The sequence below is a fragment of the Nocardioides guangzhouensis genome (assembly GCF_004519545.1).
In the GTDB taxonomy this organism is placed as follows: Bacteria; Actinomycetota; Actinomycetes; order Propionibacteriales; family Nocardioidaceae; genus Nocardioides; species Nocardioides guangzhouensis.
This window is the reverse complement of record NZ_SDKM01000009.1, coordinates 34,715-59,122: the sequence shown is the minus strand read 5'-3', so window position 1 is coordinate 59,122 and position 24,408 is coordinate 34,715. Positions and strand designations below refer to the sequence as shown.

The 24,408-nt window shown below is 68.8% G+C and carries 20 protein-coding genes and 2 pseudogenes; 11 read left to right on the top strand and 11 right to left on the bottom strand.

Annotated elements, in window-relative coordinates; genetic code table 11:
* Positions 1 to 324: 324 nt before the first annotated feature.
* The 3 genes and pseudogenes from EKO23_RS07770 to EKO23_RS26080 all read left to right on the top strand — a co-directional run.
* A complete protein-coding gene (locus EKO23_RS07770) occupies positions 325 to 573 on the top strand; it encodes a hypothetical protein (RefSeq protein ID WP_167880372.1) in 249 nt (82 codons plus the stop codon).
* Complete coding sequence (locus EKO23_RS07765; protein WP_134715902.1) at positions 570 to 1,259, top strand: hypothetical protein; 690 nt, start codon at positions 570 to 572, stop codon at positions 1,257 to 1,259. Before EKO23_RS07770 ends, EKO23_RS07765 begins: the two co-directional genes overlap by 4 nt.
* A gap of 298 nt (positions 1,260 to 1,557) precedes the next feature.
* Positions 1,558 to 1,693: pseudogene (locus EKO23_RS26080) on the top strand (helix-turn-helix domain-containing protein); the annotation flags it as partial.
* Here the strand turns inward: EKO23_RS26080 and EKO23_RS26075 are convergent.
* Positions 1,672 to 1,908 carry a hypothetical protein gene (locus tag EKO23_RS26075; RefSeq protein WP_246050963.1) on the bottom strand — a complete coding sequence of 79 codons (237 nt, stop codon included), beginning with the start codon at positions 1,906 to 1,908 and terminating at the stop codon, positions 1,672 to 1,674. The pseudogene EKO23_RS26080 and the gene EKO23_RS26075 overlap by 22 nt on opposite strands.
* Positions 1,909 to 1,910: 2 nt before the next feature.
* Positions 1,911 to 2,276, bottom strand: coding sequence for a hypothetical protein (locus EKO23_RS26070; protein ID WP_246050957.1), 366 nt, complete (start codon positions 2,274 to 2,276; stop codon positions 1,911 to 1,913).
* Between the two features lie 516 nt (positions 2,277 to 2,792).
* On the opposite strand from EKO23_RS26070, the gene EKO23_RS07750 reads away from it, so the two are divergent.
* The 6 genes from EKO23_RS07750 (at position 2,793) to EKO23_RS07725 (ending at position 10,102) form a co-directional block, all read left to right on the top strand.
* On the top strand, positions 2,793 to 4,325 hold the full coding sequence (locus EKO23_RS07750) for an MFS transporter (RefSeq protein ID WP_134715900.1): 1,533 nt from the start codon (positions 2,793 to 2,795) through the stop codon (positions 4,323 to 4,325).
* A gap of 18 nt (positions 4,326 to 4,343) precedes the next feature.
* Positions 4,344 to 5,465: an aminopeptidase P family protein gene (locus tag EKO23_RS07745; protein ID WP_134715898.1), complete on the top strand. Its 1,122-nt coding sequence runs from the start codon at positions 4,344 to 4,346 to the stop codon at positions 5,463 to 5,465.
* A 125-nt stretch (positions 5,466 to 5,590) separates the two neighbouring features.
* On the top strand, positions 5,591 to 7,054 hold the full coding sequence (gadC, locus tag EKO23_RS07740; protein ID WP_134715896.1) for a glutamate/gamma-aminobutyrate antiporter GadC: 1,464 nt from the start codon (positions 5,591 to 5,593) through the stop codon (positions 7,052 to 7,054).
* A complete protein-coding gene (locus EKO23_RS07735; protein ID WP_134715894.1) occupies positions 7,051 to 7,497 on the top strand; it encodes a hypothetical protein in 447 nt (148 codons plus the stop codon). The genes gadC and EKO23_RS07735 overlap by 4 nt, the downstream gene beginning before the upstream one ends.
* A gap of 1 nt (position 7,498) precedes the next feature.
* Entirely contained in the window at positions 7,499 to 8,848 is a 1,350-nt protein-coding gene (locus EKO23_RS07730) for a dipeptidase (protein ID WP_134715892.1), read from the top strand.
* A gap of 21 nt (positions 8,849 to 8,869) precedes the next feature.
* On the top strand, positions 8,870 to 10,102 hold the full coding sequence (locus EKO23_RS07725) for a threonine/serine exporter family protein (RefSeq protein WP_134715890.1): 1,233 nt from the start codon (positions 8,870 to 8,872) through the stop codon (positions 10,100 to 10,102).
* 16 nt (positions 10,103 to 10,118) lie between these two features.
* On the opposite strand, the gene EKO23_RS07720 is transcribed toward EKO23_RS07725, so the two are convergent.
* The gene (locus EKO23_RS07720; protein ID WP_134715888.1) at positions 10,119 to 11,426 is read right to left on the bottom strand and encodes a threonine/serine exporter family protein; all 1,308 of its coding nucleotides are present in this window, start codon (positions 11,424 to 11,426) and stop codon (positions 10,119 to 10,121) included.
* A 699-nt stretch (positions 11,427 to 12,125) separates the two neighbouring features.
* Between EKO23_RS07720 and EKO23_RS07715 the strand changes: the two genes are divergently transcribed.
* A complete protein-coding gene (locus EKO23_RS07715) occupies positions 12,126 to 12,398 on the top strand; it encodes a hypothetical protein (protein ID WP_134715886.1) in 273 nt (90 codons plus the stop codon).
* Positions 12,399 to 12,497: 99 nt separating this feature from the next.
* On the opposite strand, the gene EKO23_RS07710 is transcribed toward EKO23_RS07715, so the two are convergent.
* The 3 genes from EKO23_RS07710 to EKO23_RS07700 all read right to left on the bottom strand — a co-directional run bounded on the left by EKO23_RS07710 (position 12,498) and on the right by EKO23_RS07700 (position 15,018).
* Positions 12,498 to 13,043 carry a DoxX family protein gene (locus EKO23_RS07710; RefSeq protein ID WP_134715884.1) on the bottom strand — a complete coding sequence of 182 codons (546 nt, stop codon included), beginning with the start codon at positions 13,041 to 13,043 and terminating at the stop codon, positions 12,498 to 12,500.
* Between the two features lie 569 nt (positions 13,044 to 13,612).
* Positions 13,613 to 14,032 (bottom strand): DUF7144 family membrane protein, encoded by a 420-nt coding sequence (locus EKO23_RS07705; protein ID WP_134715882.1) that lies wholly within the window; start codon positions 14,030 to 14,032, stop codon positions 13,613 to 13,615.
* Between the two features lie 617 nt (positions 14,033 to 14,649).
* Positions 14,650 to 15,018, bottom strand: a complete 369-nt coding sequence (locus tag EKO23_RS07700) for a SpoIIAA family protein (protein ID WP_134715880.1) — start codon at positions 15,016 to 15,018, stop codon at positions 14,650 to 14,652.
* 456 nt (positions 15,019 to 15,474) lie between these two features.
* On the opposite strand from EKO23_RS07700, the gene EKO23_RS07695 reads away from it, so the two are divergent.
* On the top strand, positions 15,475 to 16,197 hold the full coding sequence (locus EKO23_RS07695; protein WP_134715878.1) for a ZIP family metal transporter: 723 nt from the start codon (positions 15,475 to 15,477) through the stop codon (positions 16,195 to 16,197).
* A 544-nt stretch (positions 16,198 to 16,741) separates the two neighbouring features.
* Here EKO23_RS07695 and EKO23_RS07690 read toward each other — a convergent pair.
* The 5 genes and pseudogenes from EKO23_RS07690 to EKO23_RS07675 form a co-directional block, all read right to left on the bottom strand.
* Positions 16,742 to 17,524: an AlbA family DNA-binding domain-containing protein gene (locus tag EKO23_RS07690; protein WP_167880370.1), complete on the bottom strand. Its 783-nt coding sequence runs from the start codon at positions 17,522 to 17,524 to the stop codon at positions 16,742 to 16,744.
* A 403-nt stretch (positions 17,525 to 17,927) separates the two neighbouring features.
* Positions 17,928 to 18,323 carry an SHOCT domain-containing protein gene (locus EKO23_RS07685; RefSeq protein ID WP_134715874.1) on the bottom strand — a complete coding sequence of 132 codons (396 nt, stop codon included), beginning with the start codon at positions 18,321 to 18,323 and terminating at the stop codon, positions 17,928 to 17,930.
* A 151-nt stretch (positions 18,324 to 18,474) separates the two neighbouring features.
* Complete coding sequence (locus EKO23_RS07680; protein ID WP_246050962.1) at positions 18,475 to 20,802, bottom strand: glycoside hydrolase family 65 protein; 2,328 nt, start codon at positions 20,800 to 20,802, stop codon at positions 18,475 to 18,477.
* 108 nt (positions 20,803 to 20,910) lie between these two features.
* Positions 20,911 to 21,654 (bottom strand): annotated as a pseudogene (locus EKO23_RS26065) (HAD family hydrolase); the annotation flags it as partial.
* Positions 21,654 to 24,071: a phosphoketolase family protein gene (locus tag EKO23_RS07675; RefSeq protein ID WP_134715870.1), complete on the bottom strand. Its 2,418-nt coding sequence runs from the start codon at positions 24,069 to 24,071 to the stop codon at positions 21,654 to 21,656. The gene EKO23_RS07675 and the pseudogene EKO23_RS26065, both read right to left, overlap by 1 nt.
* Positions 24,072 to 24,408 lie beyond the last annotated feature (337 nt).

The window sequence follows — 24,408 nt, the reverse complement described above, 5'->3', positions numbered from 1 at the left end:
TCGGCGGCGGGCCGTGCTTCCGCTGGACACCCGTACCCCCGCCTTGCCACGGTGCCGGAGTGAGCGGTCCCAGCGAGAGAGACGCACGCGGACTCCCCATGACGACCAGTCGCATCGTGCTGAGGGCGCGCCGTCGTGCCCGATGATGACCTCCTGGCCGCGATCGCCCTGGCGGCCGGCGCCGACGTACGCGACGGGACGATTGTCGAGTCCACAGGGCAGGTCGGTGTGGTGGAGCCGGAGTAGCTGGACAAGCGCATCCTGCTCCAGACCGAAGTGTGGATCGACCGGCACGCCCGCAGGTTCCGGGTGGAGGACATGAGCGTGGACTACCGGACCAACGTGGTCGTCTTCCTCCAGGGCTACGAGGAGACCTGGGCCGCGCTTGCGTTGCTCTACGTCACCGGCGACTTGCTTCTCGGGAACGTCAGTTCAGAAGAGGGCGCGCGTCAGCACCGGCTGATCGGCCTTCTCACCCCAGGTTGGATGCTGCAGACACCCCTTGTGCAGCGGCTGCTCGCGCTCAACCGCGCGGACGCCTTCGACCGCACGGACGACGGGTCCCCTTCATGAACGACGGCGACCAGCAGCCAGGAGACCCCGGTGCAGCGGGTACGCCGGACCGTCCCCAGACCCAGAACGTTGGACACCGCAGCCACATCGCCGCACTGCTCGACCGCCTCGACCGGCTCGCCCAGGCGCACGAACAATCGCGTGCCCAGCGCAACGCCATCGCCGCCGAGCTGGGGGAGGTCACCGGCAGGACCTGGGAGCAAGTCTTGGCGGACCACGACGTCAACCTGCAAGGCGCCGCTGACCTGCTCCCGGATCCGCACCAACGGCACGACTACCGGGACCACGACCACGGCGCCGAGGACGCACTGATCGCCTACACCAACGACCCCTCGCCCAGGACGGCGCAGGCGGCCGAGCTGGCCGTGGCGACCCTGCAACGCCGCTACGACCACCTCCTGCGACGCCTCGACGGCGACGGCAGCCCACCCGCGTTCCCGGTGCACCGCCACAACCCCGCCGAGGACCCCGAGGGCTGTGCGGCAGCGGCCCTCCACGACCTCGCCGGCGCAGCGCTGCCCGACCGCGCCGAAACCCTCGCCCACGGGCTCCAAGCCGTCAACGCCCTCGCGCGCCAACGCGACGAAGCGCGAAGGCTGGCGCGCAGATGCTACGAGTTCGAGAACGTCCGACTGGCCCTCGGGGAAGCAAACCAGTGGGCATGGTTGACCGAGGAGGATGAGTGAACGAGGTCCCTACCCGATTGCCGACGGCCCGACGTCGACGAGAGGAGCAGTTCGTTACACATCGGAGGATGTGTAACCAGGTGTAACAAGCTGCGGGCGAACCAGGGTTGGGCACTTCCTTGCTCGCGGGAGTCGCTTGCCGACGCAAGGCGTCGGAACTGCCCTGGCCCGCCGACCTACCCACACAGGCTGTCGCAAGTGTCGTTCGGGAGAGTCCCAAAGTGTAGTTTGCGCAGGTCAGCCCGCCAGGCGACTCTCGGCCCATAACCCGTCACCTCCTCGCGGGTTTGGCGCCGGGCGTGAGGAGATCTCGAGGGGTCTGGGCGGCGGGTGGGTCGCTGCGCGCGATCGCGGCGGTGCTGGGTGGCGCTCCCTCGACGATCAGCCGTGAGGTCGCCGCCCATGGTGGCCGTCACCGATACCGCGCGGCGAGGCGACGGGGCCACGTCATACCGTCTAGTCCCGCTGGGCCGCCACTTTGGCGGACAGCAGTTCGGGGTGGTCGATGATCGCGGCGATGCTTCCGCCCCGCGGGCCGTGATGAGCTCAGCGAGGAGTTGGGTCTTGCCCCCCCGGGGAAGAGACGAACCCACTGCAAGTGGTTGACGACGAACTGGTTGAGGTTCACGCGGTCCTCGGCGGCGGCCAGCGTCAGGTCGCGGTGCAGCCCGGGCGGCAGCCGCAGGTGAACCGGCCGGAGTAGACCCGATCCGACAGCGGCTCGGGCACCTGCTCGTCGTTGGCGGCCATGTCGGCCACCAGGTCGGCCACCAGGTCACGCAGCGCTTCCAGCGCAACCAGCATGTTGGGATCGAGGACCGAGAGGGACGGGAACTCCACCACGGTGGCGACATGCTCCCCGTCCTCGGCGGACCACCCAACCCTGTAGGTGTAGTGGGACGCGTCGGGGCTGGCGAGGCCCGGCATCATCGGTCTCCTTCCAACTTTCTCGATCGCCGTGAGGGCCTGGCGCATCTGGTACGCCTTGGCGTTGCCTCCCGGGTCCTGAGTGTTCACGCGCGGGTGGCCCGGGCCAGGCGTCTTGAACACCGTGCGAGGAAGCGGAGTTCCTGCCCTTCCCGCATGGTGCTCGCACCCCTTGACCAAGTAGGCGAACCGGACGCCCGGGGTTGATCCTCATGGCGGCGAGCATCTGCTCCACAGACGGCGCACCGCAACAGTACTGCCAATGGTACCGATCCAACTCGGACCACCGGATTTCCCGATCAGCACCCGCGGTCGGAGTGGCCAGCCCTGTTCCGGAGGTCATCATCGGCACGGGGATCGCGCGCGCTTCGACCAAGCCCACCGCCTTCCCACCACGACACGCACGCCGCGCGACACCGCATCGACCAGACGGCCGATTGCGGGGTGGTCTCACTACGTCAACGCAACACTTCCTGAGGCCGTGGTCAGTGGCCGCAGGGTGCCCGCGGCCCTCTCGCCCGGAATGGGTGAAGGGCGCGCGTTGGGACGGTCGTAGCGTCGGCGCCTGGTGGCGGGCCGGCACGAGGCCCGCGGAAAGGACCTCGGATGACCGACGTCGCGCAACAAACCGCCAAGACGCGCGGTGTTCTGGCCGCCACCTGCATCTCCACACTGGTCGTCAATGCGAACACGTCGGCGGTGAGCATCCTGCTCCCGGCCATCAGCGAGGACACCGGGATGTCGACCGACACGCTGCAGTGGGCGGTGACCGGCTACTCGCTGATGGGCGCGGCGGTGATCATCACCTCCGGGTCGCTGGGCGACGTCTTCGGACGCAAGCGGGTCTTCCAGGTCGGGCTGCTGCTGTTCGTCGCCTCGTGCGTCCTCATCGCCCTGGCCGGGTCCGGGGGCATGGTGATCGCCGGACGGGTCATCCAGGGTGCGTCCGGAGCGACGATCCTGGCCTGCGGCCTCAGCCTGCTGTCGGTGGCCAACAGCGGTGACGCGCAATTGCGCGCGGTGTCGCTCTGGGGGGCGGCGGCCGCCGTCGGTGCGGCTGCCGGGCCGCTCGTCGGCGGCGTGCTGGTCGACATCACGGGCTGGCAGGGCCTGTTCTGGATCGACGCAGGGATCGCCGTGCTCTGCATGCTCCTGACCGCCGCGACCGTGACCGAGTCGCGGGACCCAGACAGACCACGGGACATCGACTTCGCCGGCACGGTGCTGGTCGCGCTTACCTTGATGCCACTGATCCTGGGCGTGAGCAAGAGCGGTGACTGGGGCTGGATCTCGACGCCTACGCTGCTGTGCTTCGGCATCGCCGTCGTAGCCGGCTTCGCCTTTGTGGCGGTCGAGCGCCGCGTGAGTGTGCCCCTGCTCGACCTCGCACTCCTGCGCAACCGGGTGCTCGTGGGCGCCACCATCGCCATCCTGATCGGCGCGGGCACGATCAACGGGCTGATGTACCTGCTCAGCCTCTACTTCCAGGATCCGGCGACCCTCGACTTCACCCCGCTCGAGGCCGGGCTGGCGACGCTCCCCGCCACGGTCGGCCTGGTCGTGATCGCACCGTTGGTTCCCCGGCTTGCGGCGCGGTTCGGCGGTCGGCAGACGATCGGTGCCGGGTTCGCCTTCACTGCAGCGGGTTTTGTGGCCATCGGCGTCGTTGATGCCTCGTGGCAGTACGCCAGCTTCCTTCTCCCGCTGGTCGCCATCGCGGTCGGCATGGGCATGTCCAACGGTCCCTCTTCGTCCGCCGCCACTGCGTCCGTCGCCGCCAACCAGGTCGGGGAGGCCTCCGGTGTCTCGAACATGGCCAGGTACGTCGGCGCTGCGGTGGCAACCGCTCTGGCTGCGACCATCTACGCGACAGTGACGGCGAACCACCAGGACGACGGTGAGTCCACCGCCGACGCCCTTGCCGCAGGTCTGGCCGCGGCGTCCTGGGTCATGGCCGTCTTCAGCCTCTTGGGCCTCCTGCTCGCCGTCGTGGTGATCGTCCGCCACCGCCCCGCCCGGGGCACCCTCAACGACGCAGCTGCGTCGGCAGCCGCCCACCTGCACACCCTGCCAACAACGGCGTCCCAACCGCCCTCAGCCGGGTCAGGTGGGACCAGTGCCCCGGACGGCCCGACGTGACCTCGAGGGAGCAACACCATGAACGATGCCGTGCCCTTCACCACCGATGACTACGCGGCCCGGATGGCCCGCGTCGTGGCGGACGGCCGCGCTGCCGGCCTCGACGGCGTCCTCGTCACGCCCGGACCGGACCTGGTCTGGCTCACGGGCTACCAGCCGACCGCCATCACCGAGCGGCTGACCATGCTGTTCCTGACCACCGACCGAGGTCCGACACTGCTCGTGCCGAGACTGGAACGGCCGGACGCAGAACGTGCCGAGGGCGCGCCGGCCACGACCCTGGTGGACTGGCCGGACGGCGCCGACCCGTACACCGCGGCGAGCTCGCTGCTCCGGCCGGCCGGGCGGTATGGCGTCTCTGACTCCGCGTGGGCGCTGCACATCCTCGGACTCCAGCAGGCTCTGCGGGACTCGGGCTACAGCTCGCTGACCCAGAGCCTGCCGATGCTGCGCGCGCTCAAGGACGCCAACGAACTGGCCCGCCTGGCCGCGGCAGGCGCCGCCGCCGACGCGACGTACGAGCAGATCCTCGGAGTCCGCTTCGCCGGGCGCAAGGAGACCGACGTAGCCGGCGATCTCGCCGACCTGCTGCGGAGCTTCGGCCACGAGCAGGTCGACTTCACCGTTGTCGGGTCTGGCCCCAACGGAGCGAACCCGCACCACGAAGCCGGCGAGCGCGTCATCCGGGAGGGAGACGCCGTGGTCCTCGACTTCGGCGGGCTGATGTTCGGCTACGGGTCCGACACCAGCCGCACCGTCAGCGTCGGGGAGCCGAGCGCGAAGCTGCGCGAGGTGCACGAGATCGTGCGCCAGGCCCAGCAGGCCGGCGTGGACGCCGTACGGCCGGGTGTCGCCTGCCAGGAGATCGACCGCGCAGCCCGCCGCCTGATCACCGACGCCGGGTACGGCGAGCAGTTCATCCACCGCACCGGGCACGGCATCGGGGTCACGACGCACGAACCGCCGTACATGATCGAGGGCGAGGAGCAGCCTCTGGTGCCGGGAATGTGTTTCTCGGTAGAGCCCGGCATCTACCTCACCGGGGAGCTCGGGGTCCGGATCGAGGACATCGTCACGGTCACCGAGACCGGCGGCCTGCGGCTCAACAACACCGAGCGCGACCTCCGGATCGTCGAGTAGGCGCACGTCTGGAGATCACCCGACAAGGGTGAGCCCGGGCAAGACCAGGCGTTCCTACGCTCGGCGCGAGCCAGCGACTTCCGGGAGGCACAGATGTCCGTGGAACCGTCACGTCGAGGAACGCCATGAGCGCCGCGGAGGTCCCAGCCGAAGGCGTCTCCGGTGTTTCCTCCGCCCGGGCACGCGCGGCCACCACCCAATGGATCTCCTGGGTGGCACTGGCGATGATGACCACCAGCTCGGTCGCCAGCCTTCGGGCGGCGCCGACCATGGCCGTCTACGGCCTTGCCTGCGTCTTCCTGTACCTGCTCCCGGCCATCGTTTTCCTGCTCCCCACCTCGCTGGTGTCCGCGGAGCTGGCCTCGGGCTGGGAGGGCGGAATCTACAACTGGGTCTCGGAGGGCATCTCCAAGCCGATGGGCTTCCTGGCGGTGTGGTGCCAGTTCGCGATGACGATCTTCTACTACCCGAGCCTTCTGGGGTTCGTCGCGAGCACCCTCGCCTACGTCTTCAACCCCGAGCTCGCCACGAGCGGCGTGTGGACTGCGGCGGTCATCATCGTTGTCTACTGGTCGGGCGTGTGGGTCTCCTCGCGCGGCACCAAGGGCGTGGCCGGTCTCGCCAGCGGCGGGCTGATCATCGGGACCCTGATCCCGGGCACCGTCCTGGTCCTGCTCGGCGTGGTCTTCCTCGGTCAGGGCAACGAATCCGCGGCACCGATGACCGCGGACAACCTGCTGCCGGCCTGGGCCGGGCTTTCGAGCCTCGTGCTCATCGTGAACAACTTCCTCTCCTACTCCGGCATGGAGATGAACGCCGTCCACGTGTCCTCGCTGAGGAATCCGGGCAAGGAGTTCCCGAAGTCGATGTTCCTGGCCATGGGCCTGGTGCTGGCGATCTTCATCCTCCCCGCCCTGGCGATCAGCTGGATCGTGCCGGCGAAGGAGCTCTCGCTCACCGCCGGCGTGATGCAGGCCTTCGACGCCGTCTTCGCCAACTTCGGCTGGCAGTGGCTGACCCCGATCGTCGGGATCATGCTCGTGACCGCGTCCCTCGGTGGCATGCTCACCTGGCTGGCCGGTCCGTCCAAGGGCCTGCTGCTGATCTCCCGGCAGGAGGGGTACCTGCCGCCGTTCCTGCAGCGCCTGAACAAGAACGGCGTTCAGCAGAACATCCTCGTGGTCCAGGGCGCGATCACGACCGTGATCGGCCTCGCGTACGCCTTGATCCCGGACGTGTCCAGCGCTTACTGGATCTTCTCGGTCATCACCACGCAGGTCTACCTGATCATGTACCTGCTGATGTTCGTGGCCGCGGTCCAGCTGCGCCGCAAGCAACCGGACCACGCCCGGGGCTACAAGGCGCCCATGCTCGTCGGGCTGTGCGGTGTCGGCTTCGCGGCGTCGCTGGCGGCGCTGCTGGTCGGGTTCATCCCGCCGTCGCAGTTCTCGAACGGCAACTCGGGCGTCTACTTCCTGATCGTCGGCGGCGGGGCCCTCGGTCTCGGCCTTCTCGTGCCGTTCCTCTTCTACCGGTTCCGCAAGCCTTCGTGGAAGCAGCCCGAGGCCACGGAGGTGACCGGGTCATGACCACCCATCTCGAGACCCAGTCGGCCCGCGAACGCTCGTGGATCTACGTCACCGCCTGCGTCCTCCTCGGAGTCCTCGTGCTCGTCGGACTGATCACCTTCCGCTCCGCCAAGGAGAGCAACGAGGCCAACGCCAAGGCCGACGAGCTCATCGCTGCGCTGGAGGACGCGGGGGCGCGGACCCCCGACAAGGACCAGATCGTGCGGGTCCTCGGGAACGACGGCGGCGCGACGTGCGAGAACCCGAACAACGCGCTGGGCCGGGCTGTGCTCTTCACCCAGCTCGCGAACGGCGCCGCAGGACCCGGGAGCCGGCCGGTCGTCGCGGACCGCCGGATGCTCGAGGGTCAGCTGCTGATCATCCAGATCTACTGCCCCGATGAGCTCGAGGACTTCCAGGAGTTCGTCGACGACCTCAAGACCGCCGACGTGGCGAGCTCCTGACATGGACGACCTGCGGCAGCGCGTCGCCGACCTGATGCCGGCGGCGCGCGACGAGCTCGCCGAGCTCGTCGCACTCCGGTCCGTGGCCGATGCCCGGCAGTACCCGCCCGAGGAGTGCGAGCGCGCCGCCCAGTGGGTCCTCGAGAGGTTCGCGGACCTGGGCTTCTCCGACGCCCAGCTCAGGGAGACCGCGGACGGCAGCATGGCGGTGGTCGGATCGCGACCGTGCTCCGACCCGGATGCCCCCACCGTGCTGCTCTACGCCCACTACGACGTGCAGCCGCCGCTCGACGAGGCCGCCTGGCGCACGCCCCCGTTCGAGCTGACCGAGGTCGACGGTCGCTGGTTCGGCCGAGGAGCGGCCGACTGCAAGGGCAACATCCTCATGCACCTGACGGCGCTCCGCGCCCTCGGCGAAGGGTTGGCGGTCAACCTGAAGTTGGTCGTCGAAGGATCCGAGGAACAGGGCACAGGAGGGCTCGAGGCCTTCGTTCCCGAGAACGCCGACCTGCTTCGGGCCGACGCGATCCTGGTCTGCGACACCGGCAACGCGGCCGTCGGCCACCCGGCCGCCACGGTCAGCCTGCGCGGCATGGTCAACGTCGTGGTGACGGTGGAAGCCCTCGCGTCGGAGGTCCACTCCGGCATGTTCGGTGGTGCCGCGCCGGATGCGCTCGCGGCGCTGGTGGCGATGCTGGCCACGCTGCGTGACGGTCAGGGCAACACCACGATCACGGGACTGGACAACACCCGCCGCTGGGCGGGTGCGCCGTACCCGCCCGAGCAGTTCGCTACGGACGCCGGAGTGCTCGACGGGGTCAGCCTGCTCGGGGACGGCACGGTGTCCGACATGTTGTGGGCCCGACCCGCGTTGACCATCCTCGGCATCGACTGCCCACCTGTCGTCGGCTCAGCCGCGGCCGTCGTACCCAAGGCCGCAGCACGACTGAACCTGCGCATTCCACCGGGGACGAGCCCCGGAGCCGCGGAGTCGGCGCTGGTCGAGCACCTGCGTGGCGCAGCTCCGTGGGGGGTGCGCGTCGCGGTGGAGGTCGAGGCGATCGGCTCGCCGTTCGAGGCCGCGACCGATGGCCCGGCGTACCGGGCCATGGCCGCCGCAATGCAGGAGGCCTACGGCAGGCCGATGACCAGTCTCGGACAGGGTGGGTCGATCCCCCTGTGCAACGTGTTCGAGGAGACCTACCCCGACGCCGAGCTGATTCTGATGGGCGTCGAGGAACCACTGGCCCTGATCCATGCCCCGAACGAGAGCGTCGATCCCGGCGAGATCGAAGCCATGGCCCTGACCGAGGCCCTGTTCCTCCAGCGCTACGCCACCGTGCGTTCCTGAGCTCATCGAGGAGCGGAGGCCGTGCCCGGGTTCGAGGTCGTCGTCCGGGTGGCCCGGCTTTCCCTGGAGTGCAGCGCCGAGGGTGTGGAGGTGCTGGACCGCTCGGTCGCGGCGGCGGCCTCGGCGTACGGCGTCGAGGTCGACCTCGTCGTCCTTCCCGAACAGGTCCTGCTCACCGAGCGATCCTCCGGCGAGGTTGCTCGAGCGGCAGTCGTGAGGGCAGCGCCCGGCATCTTCCGGCTCGACCAGGTCGCGGCCCTCAAGCGTTTCCTCGTGCGGGTCCAGCGGGAGCCGCTGGACCCGGAGGAGGCGTGTCGTCTCCTCGACGCCATCTCGCAATCGAGGCCCCGGTGGCCGGCGTGGGCGCGCGTGCTCGGGGTGGCCCTCTTCGCGGCCGGGTTCGCCCCGAGCGTGGTCGCGACCTGGAGCGAGGCCGGCGCCGCGGCCCTCCTCGGTCTGCTCATGGGGGCACTGGTCATCGCTACGGCAGGGCGTCCACTCGAGGGTCTGCTGCCGTTCTTCGGTGCCTTCATCGTCACCGTGGTGGGCCTGACCGTGTTGTCGGGGCTTGCCGAGCAGACGGGAGTGACGCTCATGGTGCTGCCGGCGTTGTTCATCGTCGTGCCCGGAGACACCCTCTCCGCCGCGGCCGGTGAGCTCCTCGGGGGCCGCCTCACCGCCGGCAGTGTCCGCCTCATCTTCGGGTTCCTCACGCTCGGCCTGATCGTGATCGGGATCGTTGCCGCGGCGGGGGTCACCGGTAACGGCGACGCGCTGGTCGAGAAGATGCCCCCGCCGGAACTGCCGCTGGGCATCGTCCTGGTCGGCTGGGTGGTCTTCTCCCTGGGGCTGGTGCTTGCGTTCAACGCCGAACCGCGCGTGCTCGTCTGGCTGGTGCCAGGCGTGATCGGCACGTTCCTGCTCCAGCAGGGGATCACCCGTCTCGGCGGCGCGGTCATCGGCACGCTCGTGGCCGGCGCCGTGCTCGGTGCCTGCGCCAACCTCGTGAGCGTCCACCCGGGACGGCCCCCGCGCCTCATCCTGCTGCTGGGCGGATTCTTCGTCTTGACCGTGGGTGGCGTCGGCGTCCGGGGGGCGACCTCACTCCTCGGTGGGGACATCGTCACCGGGCTGCAGAGCCTGGCGGACTTCGCCCTCCAGGTCCCGACCGTCGCCCTGGCGCTCGCTGCCGGGGTCATCGTCAGCGACGCCTGGCGACGGGAAACCCGTGTTGAGCCAGCCCCTGCGGCGTGACGGCCGCCACCTGCGGCTACCCCTCCTCGACTCCGCGGCGCCGGAACGGGCCGACCATGCGGGGGCCCGAGAGTCGGGTCTCCAGGCGGTGCGCCTCCCGCTTGAGCGGATGCGCGAGGTACTGGCCGAGGATCACGCCGGCCGCCAGCGCCAGCGCGGTGGCAAGCGCTGAGGCCAGCTGGAGCACGCCGTCCTTGCCCTCGGCCAGCAAGGCCAGCCCGCGGTAGATGTCGAGCCCGGGCAACAGCGGCACGATCGCGGGGACCACCACGACGAGCGGCGGAACCCGAAAGCGACCCGCGACGAGGTAGCAGACCGCGCCGATGGTGACGGCGGCGACCGCGGAGCCCCACGTCCGGCCGACCTCGGAGCTGTCGACGGCGAGCAGAACGCCCTGCCCCAGCGCGGCGACCAGGGCCACCGCCACCAGCGAGCGCAGCGGAGCGTAGGAGGCGAACGCGAATGCCGCGGCGGCGAGGGCGGCGCCGAACAAGGTGACCCCCACCTCCGCCAGGCCGGCCGCGCCGGGCTTGAACGTGGTCAGGCCCACTCCGAACAGGTCTCCGACGGTCAGCCCGGCACCGACCCCCGCAATGATGCCGGCGGTGTCCAGCAGGGCGTTGATCAGCCGTGCGCTGGCCGTGACCGGGAAACCGGTCAGGGCGTCCTGGGTGGCGCCCATGATGCCCACTCCCGCCAGGAGCATCACGATCCCGGTCGTCACCACGCGGGACGGGTTCACCTCCAGCGGCGTGGCCGAGGCGGTGACTGCGATGAGAGTGGCGACGAACGCCCCTGCCGCCTGCTGGTAGAAGGCAGGGATGCGGTGCTGGGGCAAGAGCAGCTGGGTCAGGTCGATCGCGCACGCTGCCAGGAACGCGAGCAGGCACACGACCGGGCTGCCGCCCAGGGTCAGTGCGATACCGGTCCCCATCGCGCCCCACCCGAGCGTCACCGCCCAGCGGTGCCGGACGTGGCCGGTGGACACGGTCCGTGCCACGCGGTCACGCGCCTCGCCACGTGTGATTTCACCCGCGACCAGGTCGTTGACCGCCTGATCAACCTCGACCAGGTCCGCGTAGTCGACCTGGCGCCTGGTGACCCTCCTGACCTGGATGGCGGCCGGTTCGTGGCTGGTGGGCTGATGGTGGAGTGCCAGGTCGACGAATGTCACGTCCGCAGTCACGTGACGCACACCGCAGGCCCGGGTCACCGCCAGCATGGTCGCTGAGACATCGGCTGCCCCCGCACCGGAGGACAGCAGGACCTCGCCGATCCGCAAGGCGAGGTCGAGGGCCTCGTAGACCTCGCGTCGCTCAACCATGTCCCTGTTCCGATCACGACACCTGGAGCCTCGCCAGGCGCGTGCGCGCACAGCGGACGACACCCGTCAGGTGGACATCGTCGGAGACCCCGACCCGGACGTCATCGTCCGGAAAGGGTGATGCTCGAGGACCAGTCCCGGGCAGCAGACCGCTGGCCGCCTCCACCACGCGGGCTCGTTCGCCGAGTGGGTTGCTTTTGCGGCGGCAATGGTGCTTCGTCCTGACCGGCGGAATCTGCCGGTGCGCGCGAGGGGTGGCGACGTTCCCCGCAACGACATGCAGCATTCCAATTGAGTGGAACCCCTCGCCAGCTCGCGGCGGGTTGACCAGGGTGTCTGGTTGCCGGCGCTTGAGCTGCCAGTCGGTCTCGGACCGGTGAGCGCGGTTTGCGGCATGAGAGTGCACTTTCAGCGTGTGTGGCGGCGTGGCTATCGTGGGCGGGTGGTTTGGCCCCTGCTGGTGAGGAGCGCGACGACCGGAGCGCTGAGCGTGATCGTGCCGCCAGTGCCAGGGACCAGGAGGGAGCCCAGCGCGACGTTGAGGCAGGAGAACGCGATGCCTTCGCCGTAGCCTTGGAGGATTACGCACGGCAACGTGATCAGGCCGTCCGGCTGCGGCTGGCCGCTGGAGAGCTCCGGGCTGCAGCTCGAGATGCCCGAGGTAGTTCAGATCCGGACGCTGACGGTGCGTTCGAGCAGATGCAGATCGACCATGAGGTGGAGCGGTCGGAGGCACGGTGGGCGCGGCAAGAACTCGGCGATTTGCTCGATGACGCCGAAGCGGGGCGCACGGAGTCGCGCGACACTCGGCGGGCCAATCTCCTCGACCGCATCGCCCAGGAGGCTGACCGCGTGGCTTCGGCGGACGATCGGCGGGCATCTGCCGGCGACCGGAGCGCGAGCGCTGCAGACAGAGAGCAAGCGGTTATCGACGTCGAGGAAGCCAGCTCGCGCCGTGACGCCCCGGAGTAGTCCGCTCATCGTCGCTGTCCGGTGCACCCTGCCGCTTGTGTCGCGGGTAGTCGGTCGGACGCTCGGTCCGCGACTTTGAGAACAAGGTGAGGGCTCCGCTCACCCTTCGGATGGTCCCGATGGCTGCACAGCGGGCTGCTCTGTCGCCTGCTCGGCTGGTGCACCGAGCTGACCGAGCCGCATCGATGCTTCCGCCGCGGCCGCGCCGACTACCAGCGCGGCCAGTGGCCACTTGAACCCGGAAAAGTTCAGCCCGAGCGCGGCGTCCAGGGAGATGTCGCCTGGCTGCCGTTGAGCGAGAGCGAGAAGGCCAGCGATCAGCACGAGGTTGTACTCGTAGCCGCCCTCGGTCGCCCACAGTCCTTTCGGGCCGTGCACCTTGCGGATTGCGGTGACCATCGTGCCGATCAAGGCAGAACAGGCCAACGGGGTCGCGAGCCCGACCGCGAGCAGAGCGCCGCCGCCGGCCTCGGTCACGCCGGCTGCCACCGCGTTGCGACGGGGCGGATTCATCTCCAGCGCCTTCATCATCCCGGCGGTGCCCTCGATACCGGGACCGCCGAACCAGCCAAAGAGCTTCTGGGTGCCGTGGCCGACGAAAAGCAAACCGACAACCACCCTCGCGAGGGACCTGACCAAGTTCATCCCGCACCTCCTGGGACTTGCGGACGACTCGCAACGAGCCTCATCGCAGACTACGACACCCCCTCAGGTTGGCTGCACAGCTAGCCAGGAATCTCATCCGCCCAGAACCACTCACGTGCCGCAGCTAGTGTGCGACGCTGCGGCCATCCGCTCAGGCCGCGATCCGCGCGAATCTGCCCGACGTGCAATGGAGTCTCGCTGTGCCTATCGAACCTCGACGTTGGGCAGGTGCGGGCTCATGGAGCGGTCATCAGTAGGTTGCCGGTGTGGACTTCACGCCATTGTCCGACCCTCGGCGCGCGCCGGGGCCGCTCACCTCCGAGATGCTGGACGAGGCAATCACAGCGGGGCTTGAGAAAGGCGACCAACTCGACTGGAAGAGCGTGCTGCCACCGGAGAAGGTCCTCTCGCAGTCGGTCGTCCAGGACATTGCTGCCTTCGCCAACAGCGGCGGTGCTGTGCTCGTCTTCGGTGATTGCAGAGGAAGCAGTCAAGGCGACAGGCCGAGTCGACATCGGCGAAATCAGGGAGCCCCCGAGGCACCGTGCCCACGAGTCACGGCCGGGGCGTCAGTAGTCTCCGCGGTAGCCGGCGGTCAGGGCCCAGATCACGATCACGTCGAGGGTCAGCACGACCAGCGTCCACCCCGGGTAGTACGGCAGGAACGCGAAGTTGGTCAGCATGCTCACGCCGGCGAGGACCACGCCCACGGTCCGACCCCACGCCTGGTCCCGCAGCACAGCCAGTCCGACAAGGGCCACGGCCAGGCCAAACAGCAGATGGATCCAACCCCACGTCGATGCGTCGAACTTGAGGAAATAGTCCTCGGTCACCACGAAGAACTCGTCCTCGAGGATCCCGGCCAGACCCATGATCGCCTGGAAGCTGCCGGCAATCAGCAGGAGGATCCCGGCAAATGCAGTGAACCCGCCGACCCCGCCGCTGGGGCCTGCCGAGCCACGCGGTGGCTGACCTGGCTGCTCGGTCATGTCGTTCCTCCTGCCCGATCCTGAACAGACGTGCGGTCTGTCCACGCTCACCTCACCCCCGAGGCCGCCTTGGGCGCCTCCTCCGATTCGGATGAGCTGCCGTCGCCCACGCATAGAGAGCAGGTCGCGGGAACTCGTCACCGGAGACCGGGACCGGGGACAAGGCGCCTTCGTCCGCTTGCACGCCCGGGCCCCTCGTCACGTTCTCCATCTTCGGGGCTGGGGCGGCTGTACAAGCGCGAGGACGACAAGGAGGAGGACGACAAGGGGGAGGACGACAAGGGGGGAGGACGAGGTGCAGCGCCACCAGGGGCGCCGCGACCGCGGCATAGCAGCTGGCCGGGGCCTGTTTGCCACGCTCCCGCACGAGCGCGAGTCCGATCTTCCTCGCGACCGCCTTGGAGGCGGCGTCATCTGGCCGGATGATCGCAGTGTGGCAGCACCTAGCCAGGCTAGCCCTCGAGCGTCGTCCGACTCCTGTCGCGACGCCGGCGGGCCGCTCGCGATCCTGCAGCCGCTGCGTCATAGCGCCGCCGCGAGTCGGCACCGTGTGCGACGTGCGCTCATAGCTGATGGGCGAGTAGTCGGATGTGTAGCCCGCGTCCGACACTCTCCGTTCACGTGGAGCCGGCTGCCCAGTCGGCTGCTTGGTCTCGCTGGTCAAGGTCGAAGACGCGAGCCTCGCCGGGGACGGCCCATGCGAAGAAGCGCAGGCCGTCCCGCATCCATCGGATGTCGGTGACGAGTGCGATTCGCTCCCACGCGTTCCAATCGTGGATGCCGAGCTTGAGGTCTTCCCAGAGGGCGCCGGGTTCCATGCCGGAGAAGGGGCCGGCGAAGACCAGCACGACCCGGATCTTGCTGCCGCTGGCTGACACTGACTCGAGCGCCGGAGCCAGAACCTCGGTGTAGTCCGACCTACTGAGCTCGCCTCCGGCCTCGAATCCGAGGACACCAGCGGGCATGCCATCGAGAGCGCGGATCATCAGACCTCCCTTGGGTTGGATCGCTCTACGCGACTTCCTCCGGCATTGTCTCGCGTCCACAGGCGTCGGTACGGACGGTCTGCCAGGCTGGCATGTGTCCGCTCGGTTGTGGCTGCATGAGGTCGAACGGGCGTGCCATCATTACCGGCATGGCGCGTGAGCGGGACTACCCGATGGTCTCGACGGAGACGCAGCACCTGAACCCGGGTCTGGAAGCCGTGGGGCGAATCCAGCCGCCCGGCTTGGACTTCCCCGGCGGAATGACGCACGCGGGTGACGGCGAGCTGACACTGTGCGGCCTCACCGTCGGGGAGGGCGGGCTCAGGTTGTGGCCTGGTGAACGCTTCGGAAGCGGGCCCGAAGAGTGGCAGTGCCCAACCTGTCGTCGGCTTGCCGGGCTGGGATAGACAGCGCACGCGTCGGCATGGCCTTGCCGTCGAGTGGGGAGGGGACCTAGTGGGGCCAGCCTTCCTCTGGGGGCTGTTCGGCGCTGCCTTTCTCCTGATCGGTGCGTGGCTGGCGTACCGCTTCGACCTCAGCCGACGATTCACCGCTGTCGTGATGGCACTGGGATCGGGAGTGCTGTTCGGCTCGGTGGCCTACGAGTTGATCGATGAGGCGCTCAAGACCCAGTCAGTGGGCCGGGTTGGCTTGTTCCTCCTGCTGGGCGCGGCCACGTTCGCCGTGGGCGACCAGATCATCAGCCACTATGGGGGCGCGGAGCGCAAGGATCCCACCGGCAAGCAGACATCCGGATCGCCCCTGGCCATCGTGATGGGATCTGTCCTCGACGGCATCCCGGAGTCCTTCGTCCTGGGCCTGACCGTGCTTCAAGGCAGTGTCAGCGTCCCGTTGTTGGCCGGTATTGCCCTGTCCAACCTGCCTGAGGCGGTTTCGTCCTCCAGCGGTCTCAAGGCTGCGGGGTGGCCGAGCGGGCGTGTCTACAGGATGTGGTCAGCCGTCATCCTTGTCGCAGGGCTGTCGGCCGCTTTGGGATACCTGATCCTGGACCCGGCCAGCGGACTGACCGGCGCACTCACACAGGCGTTCGCTGGTGGCGCGCTGCTGGCGATGGTGGCGGACGAGCTGCTCCCCGAGGCGTACGAGGTCGAGGGTGTGCTGACCGGGGTGTTGGTGGTGGCGGGGCTAGCCATCTCGCTCATGCTCGGCGCACTCTGACCAACGCCGCACTGCGCCGGCGATCCAAGGAGCTGCCAGGCAGATCAGGTGCGTTGTGGCCCGCATAGGGACGCTCCCGCCCAGACCGCCCGATCAGCGGGTCTGCGCGTGCGTTGCCACGGAGAAGGTCCGCCCCTAGATCGGATCGCCCCGTGTGCCGGACCCGCGGTTGCGGCGCTCGCGAATCGCGTAGACAAGTCCGAGCAGGACAATGCCGAAAACGGCCAGAGCGATGAGCCACCACATGTCTGCCTCCCCGCTGAGACGTCTCCAACGGGACGCCCGCACAGCCCGAACTCACGTCGTGGATGAGCCTACCTGTTGCTGCATGGCTGGCAGGTCGAGATCATCTTGCTACAGCCAGGGTTCTGCTCAGGACACACTCTCGTTGAGTCGGCGCACCCTCAGGCAATGGGGCAGTCCGCTTGCGTGGAACGAACCAGCTTCGATGGGATGCGACGTGCTGGAGGGTGCCCGGCTCACCACGACGCGGCGATCCGAAGTCTCGGCGGGAGCCCGGTGTGGATCGGGAGTCGAGGCCGCGTCACGCGGTCAAGCGCTTCAGCGCACGCCGTCCCCATCGGTCGACGCAATACGTCAGCGCCTCGTCGATGCCCAGTTCCCGGGTCGAGTTCCCGACACGCACGTACAGGGCGGCGGGCTGGCCCTTCGCGGAACGCACGAAGACGGGGCGCGTTGCCGGCGGCGCGGAAACCCGGCACACGTCGTGCCCGTCGACGACGGTGAACTCGACGTGCAGGGTCGCTGTGGCAAGAGGCCCCATGCTCTTGATGAGCAGGTCCCGCAGCCAGAGCTCGAAAGGGTCGCGTCCAGGAGCCTTGAGCAACGGGTAGTCGTCCTCGATGCCAGTCACGCCGCCGTCGTCCGAGACTCCGATCAACAGGATCCCGCCCTCGGCGTTGAGAAAACCAGCCAACGCCCTGACGATGGCGTGCTCGACCCGCTCGTCCCGTCGGCCGCTGTGTCGGTTGTAGCGTGCCGACGACTTGAACTCAACAGATCCCGACTCTCCGGCGGCCATCAGCTGCCTCGTGGTGCTGCGCGGCAGGCGCCGTCGGGCCTGCCAGCGTTCCATTGCGAGCAACGCCAGCACCGTGACGGCGAGAGCCACTCCGGCGGCGAGAACGGGGTGTGGAGTGCCGGCGAACCCGGCGAACAGCGTTCCACCGGCTGCCCCGACGAGCCCGCCGACCACTGCCTCGGACCAAGACAACCGGACTCGGCTTCGCAACAGCGCACGGCCAAGGAAGCCCAGACCGATTCCGGCGATGAGCGAGGCGGCCACCGCCAGGAACTGGTCAGGCATCGTCGCCCTCGGTCCAGCCCGCGCGAGTGACCCGTGGCTTCGACCCCCGACGGCGTCGAGATGGTACCGAGTGAAGGCCCGGCCCACTGCAATCGTGGTGGCCGCCCCCCGCATCGCCATGGGCCTCGGACACGATGCCTCCCTTCCACGAACCGTGGGATCGCCCGGGCTCCCGGCCGCACCATCCCGGCACGTCGGCAGCCTTCATGGCGCCCTCCCGGCACACGCCGGTGGTCCTCCGCAGTCTCTCCCTCCTGGGACCGGCTGGCGAGGACCTCGATACCTGTGCCCTGTTGACCGGTGCCGGGCTGGGGTTCTGGATACCCAGCAGTCAAGAACGTTGACGGGGCGCGTCGGGGGTTCGCGCAGGGCGTCGCTGACTCGCGTGCTGGGAGTCAGGGCGTCACGAGAGAGCCTTGGCCTTCAACGCCTCGAACTCTGCCTCGGTGATGGCCCCGGAGTCCAGCAGCGCCTTGGCGTCAGTGATCTGTTCCGCAACGCTCTTCGACGAGCCCGCGACGTCCTGGATGTACTTCGCCTGCATCGCCTGCATCTCGGCGGCCGACGCCAGCTGTCGTTCGGTCATGCTTCGTCCGCGTGCGATGAGGTAAATCAGGGCGCCCACCCACGGCACGAGCACGAGCAGCACCACCCAGCCCGCCTTCCCCCAGCCGCTCAGCGACCTGTCGCCGAACAGGTCGAACAGGCACCGGAACCACACGAACAGTGCCGCGATCCAGATGAAGAACCAGAAGCTCCAGAGGAGCACGTCCCAGAAGTCGGTCGTGATCGAGTCCACGTGACACCCCTCGCACTCGGTTCAGGCCCTGTCGGGTTGAGAGCCCGCTGCCACCCAGAGTCCCAGAGGACGATGGACACGACTGCGATGACCGGCGGCGTGTCGAACGGCCGGTTTGCCGTGACCCGCTTTCGCGGCGCGAGTGGATGACTCAGGGCGGCGCCGGATCCACTCGTGCTGCGTCTGGACGGTCGGGCGACGCGTCGTGGGTTCGGTAGTCACCCGGGAACGAGACGGGTGCGCCCGGTGCGACGCTGAACGACGCGCCGTGGTGGCGCGCGTGTACGCGTTCGCCCTGTCGAACGGAGTAGGTCACGAGGTGCGCCTGGATGTCCACGTCCAGCTGGCTGCCTTTGATCTGCAGGGGGAACCTCAGCCGGTTGGCGCGCGTCGGGAGGATGGGCGCGAACGAGGTGTCGCGCCAGCGGTAGCCGCCGAATCCATAGACGATAGCCATCCAGGTTCCGCCTGCCGATGCGACGTGGACGCCGTCGCGGAGGTTGCCTGCCGTGTCGGCCATGTCGATGGCGACGGCGTCCACGAGGTACTCCTCGGCCGTGCGGTACTTGCCGACATCGGCGGCGGCGATCGCCTGGATGCACTCGGACAGCGACGAGTCCCCGGTGGTCAGCGGGTCATAGTAGTCGAAGATCCGACGTCGTTCCTCGGCCGTGAATCGCTCAGGGAGCAGCACGGTGGCGAGCACGACGTCCGCCTGCTTGATCACCTGGTGTCGGTAGATGACCAGCGGGTGATAGTGCAGCAGCAATGGGTACCGGTCCGGGGACGTGCCGGCGAAGTCCCAGGGCGGCAGGTCCAGGAAGTGGTCGTCTTGCAGGTGCACGCCGACGGAGTCGTCGTACGGGACGTACATCCTTTCCGCCGCGCGTCGCCAGGTCGCCTCCTCGTCATCCCGTAACCCGATGCGGTCGGCCAGCTCGCGGTGGTCGTCCGGTGATTCACGGCGAAGGCTCTGCACCGCGTCGGCGGCGGTGCTGAGGTTCTCGGCTGCCATCAGGTTGGTGTAGAGGTTGTTGTCCACGACGGTGCTGTACTCGTCGGGTCCGGTCACCTTGTGGACCATGAACCGGCCGTCGTGGCGGTCGGAGAAGTGTCCGAGGTCCGTCCACATGCGGGCGGTTTCGACGAGCAGCTCAACGCCGTGCCGGAACAGCAGGTCGGTGTCGCCGGAGACCGTGACGTACTGGTCGAGGGAGTAGGCGATGTCGGCGTCGATGTGGTACTGAGCGGTCCCCGCGGCGTAGTACGCGGAGGCCTCCTGTCCGTTGATGGTTCGCCACGGGAACAAGGCCCCCGAGCAACCCACTTCGCGCGCGCGGCGGCGGGCGTCGGGCAGCATCCGGACGCGGTGCATGAGAAGACTCCGGGCGACCTGGGGTGATGTGTGTGTCAGGAACGGAAGGAGATACGTCTCGGTGTCCCAGAAGTAGTGGCCCTCGTAGCCCGTGCCCGTCAATCCTTTTGCCGGCACTCCGTGGCCCTCGCATCGCAACGACGCCTGCATCAGGGTGAACAGCGTGAAGTGCAGCGCCTGTTGAGCCCCGGGGGTGCCCTCCCAGAGCACGTCGCTGCGCTCCCAGAAGTCGGTGACCGCGCGCTCGTGGTCGGCCATGCACGCGTCGTATCCGCTTGTGGATGCCTGCTCGAGCGTCAAGCCGGCACGGTCGGCCAGCTGCTCCGAGCTATCGGGGCCGTAGTGGTACGCGAGCCACTTGGTGATCGTGGCCGGCTCGCCGACCGGGGCCTCGACCTCGAACACGACCAGGGCCCGGTCGCCGTCAGTGTGGGCGTTGACAAGCCGCGTGCCTTCAGCGAAGTCGTGGGCCATACCGGCGGCGACTGCCAGGTTGCTCCGAGGGGCGCGGTAGGTGCAAATCACCTCCGCGCCGGCGACGCGCTCCGCCTCGGGTTTCAGGACGTTGGCCGGAGTTCCCCGGCCCTGCCTCGGATCGTCCGCCTCCACGGCCTGTTCGGGCGGGGTGGCGAGCTCGGACGAGAGCACCAGCCGGGCGGGTGTGTCGAGCGCGGTCACCTGGTAGCGGATGCCGACGAGGTGGCGCTGGGTGAGGGAGACGAACCTGGTGCTCGTCACTCGGAATCGGCGCCCGTCGGGCAACTGGTAGACCACCGTCCGCTCGAGGACGCCGCGCCGCATGTCCAGGACCCGCTCGTACTGCCGAACCTCCGTCGTGGTGCAGTCAACGGGGTCATTGTCGACGAGCAGCCGGATCATGGTGCCGTCGGGAACGGGTGTGATGGTCTGGCCCGTCGTGGCGAATCCGTGGGCGGGTTCGGGGTAGACGATCGGCCACGTCTCGTGGAACCCGTTGAGCAACGTCCCAGGACGGTACGCCGGCGCGCCCTCGTCAAAGGACCCCCGAACGCCGACGAAGCCGTTCGAGAGCGCGAACAGCGCCTCGGTCTGCTCGATGAAGTCGGGGTTGAACGTCCGCTCCACGAGCCGCCAAGCGTCCGGCGGGTAGTCGCCCGTGGCGGAGACGATGCGTCGCGCAGCCGCTTGGAGGCGGTGGGCGCGCGGTCCGGCTCGATGGATGTCCTCGTCGCTGTCGGCCAGGAGCTGGCCGAGGTCGGTCACCACGATGTCAGCACCGCTCTCGAGGAGCTGCTCGGCATGCCCGTCCCGGTCGACGCCGATGACGAGTCCGAAGCGACCCGCCCGACCCGCCTGCACGCCTGCGATCGCGTCCTCGACGACCACCGCCCGCCCCGCGACGACGCCGAGCTGGCGTGCTCCCTCGAGGAACAAATCTGGTGCCGGTTTGCCCGGGAGTCGTAGCTCGAGCGCCGTCTCACCGTCCACGCGGGCATCGAAGAGGTTGGTGATCCCTGCGTAGTCCAGGACGGCCTTGCAGTTGCGACTGCTCGAGACCACCGCAGTCTTGAGCCCTGCCTCACGGAGCTCGCGGACCCAGGCGACGGACCCCGGGAACGCCTCTACACCGACGCGCGCGAGCTCGTCCTCGACCAACCTCTGCTTGCGGTTCCCCAGCCCCCACACCGACTCCTCGTCCGGCGGGGAGTCGGGGCTGCCTTCGGCGAGCCGGATCCCCCGGGCCGACAGGAACTCGCGGACACCGTCCTGGCGGGGCTTACCGTCGACGAACGTCGCGTAGTCGTGGAGCTCGTCGAAGGGGTCCGTACGGGTTCCGTGCTGCCTGTCCCAGGACCCCAGGAAGTCGTCAAACATCCGCTTCCAGGCCGCAGCGTGCACGGTGCGCGTGGTGGTGAGGACTCCGTCGAGGTCGAACAGCACTGCATCGAAGTCCTGCGCGGTCACGGGCGGGGGCATTAGCCGGTCTCGGCCCAGTCGCCCAGCGTCCAGTCGCGCACCTCCGGCATGTCCTCGAGGTTCTCCACGACGTAGGCCTCGTGCTGGGCGAGACGCTGTCTGCACCACGCGGTCAGGTCGTCGGCTCCGCTCGGCACTCGGCGCGCATTGTTGAGCGCGTCCATGACCAGGTGGTACCGCGACGCGCGGTTGCGCACCACCATGTCGAACGGCGTGGTGGTGGTGCCCTCCTCGACGAAGCCGCGCACACGGAACCGGTCGGCATCAGGGCGGCCGTGCACGAGCTGGTGGATGGCGCCTGGATAGCCGTGGAAGGCGAACACGACGTCGATGTCGTCGGTGAAGAGCTTGGTGAAGGTCGCCTCGTCCATGCCGTGCGGGTGGTCCTTGCGCCGCGGCAACGACATCAGGTCGACGACGTTGACGACGCGGGTGCGCAGGTCCGGCATGCGTTCACGCAGGATGCCGGCCGCGGCCACGGTCTCCATGGTGACGACGTCGCCCGCGCATGCGAGCACGATGTCCGGGTCACCGCCATCGTTGCCGGCCCAGCTCCAGACTCCCGCGCCCCGCGCACAGTGCTCCACCGCGTCATCGATCGCGAGCCATTGGAGCTGTGGCTGCTTGTCGATGACGACGACGTTGACGTACGACCGGGAGCGCAGGCAGTGGTCGGCTACCGACAGGAGGCAGTTCGCATCCGGTGGCAGGTAGACCCGGCCGACGCTGCCGCGTTGGGTGATGACGTTCTGGATCAGCCCGGGACCCTGATGGCTGAACCCGTTGTGGTCGTTGCGCCATGCTGTCGAGGTGAGCAGGATGTTGAGGCTCGGGATCTTCTCCCGCCAGCCCAGGTGAGCCGCCTCCTGCAGCCACTTGCTGTGCTGGATCGTCTGCGACGCACTCACCATGGCGAAGGCCTCGTACGTCGCGAACCAACCGTGCCGACCCGTCAATGTGTAGCCCTCGAGCCAGCCATGGCAGTTGTGCTCCGAAAGCACCTCCATCACCCGGCCGTCACGCGACAGCGAAACGTCGTCCGGCGTGACAGATTCGGCGAACGCTCGGTCAGACACCTCGAAGACCGCGCCCAGCCGGTTGCTGTTGGTCTCGTCGGGGCAGAACAACCGGAAGCTGTCGGGGTTCCGCGCATAGATGTCCCGCATCATCTCGCCGAGCTTGCGCGTCGATTCTGCCCGAGTTGCGCCAGGGTCCGACACGTCGACGGCATAGTTGCGGAAGTCCGGCAGGTCGAGGTCCCGGGTGAGGAGGCCGCCGTTGGCGTGCCGGGTAGCGCTCATCCGGAGCTCGCCCGTCGGGTTGGCCCGGCGTACCTGCTCGGTCGGGGCACCGTTCTCGTCGAACAACTCATCGGGACCATAGGACCGCATCCACTCTTCCAGCACGCGCAGGTGGTCCTCGTTCCCGCGCACTCCCGAGAGGGGCACTTGGTGTGCCCGCCAGGTCCCCGCAACCTGGACGCCGTCGACGACCTCCGGCCCGGTCCAGCCCTTCGGTGTGCGCAACACGATCAGTGGCCAGCGTGGACGGCTGCCGTCCCAACGGCCGCTGCGGGCATCCACCTGGATGCCGCGGATCGCCGCCCAGGCATGGGCGAGCGCGTCGGCGAAGCGGTGGTGCATGCCGGGAAGGTCGTCGCCGGTGACCTCGATGACGTCGTACCCGTGGCCCTCGAGCAGCGAGCGCAGCTCCGCGGGGTCCTTCCGCGCCAGCACGGTTGGGCCGGCAATCTTCGCTCCGTTGAGGTGGAGGACCGGGAGCATCGCTCCGTCCCGCGCCGGGTTCAGGAAGGAGATGCCCTTCCAGGAACCCTCGAGTGGACCGGTCTCTGCCTCCCCGTCGCCGACCACAGCCAGCGCGATCAGGTCCGGGTTGTCCATCACGGCGCCGAAGGCGTGCACGAGCACGTAGCCGAGCTCGCCACCCTCGTGTATGGAACCCGGTGTGGGGACCGAGACGTGGCTGGGGATACCGCCGGGCGCGGAGAACTGGCGGAACAGTCGCCGGAGCCCTTGCTCGTCCTGCGTGACGTTTGGGTAGGTCTCGGTGTAGGTGCCCTCAAGGTAGCCGGCGGCGACCAGGGCCGGCCCACCATGACCCGGCCCGGCCAGGTAGATCATCTGCTGACCGGTCCGCTGGATCACCCGGGACGCGTGCGCGTAGACGAAGGACAGCCCGGGGCTCGTGCCCCAATGCCCGAGCAGCCGAGGCTTGATGTGCTCCGACGCGAGGGGCTCGCGGAGGAGTGGGTTCGCCTTCAGATAGATCTGGCCGATAGTCAGGTAGTTGTTGGCCCGCCACCAGGCGTCCAGCGCATCGACCTCCTCGTCAGAGGGCCGGGCCAGGTGCTCGACGAGGTCAGCCGAGGGGCGCGAGGCCGGGTCGATGTTCGTCATGGGGGCTCCTTCCGGGGGACGGACGCCGCGGTCCCGGCCAGATCTCCCGCGTCAGCCGGGCGCTCTGCACGTACTCGCATGCCTCGACGACCATGGTCCGAGGGACGCAACATCACTGCCTCCCACGCACCACAAACTCATCGGGGCTGCCCGAGCAAGCCGGCGCGTCGTCCATACTCGGCACGATCGGGGCGCCAACATCGGCGCGGCTCCCCTGAAACGGGCGACTCGTCACCCTCCGGGGTCACCGGGCCGGAGCCTGCGACGGAGCGCCCTGCTCCTCGCCGGGTACGTCGCCGCGATCGCCCTGGCCGGCACCGCCATGCTCGGGAGGCGT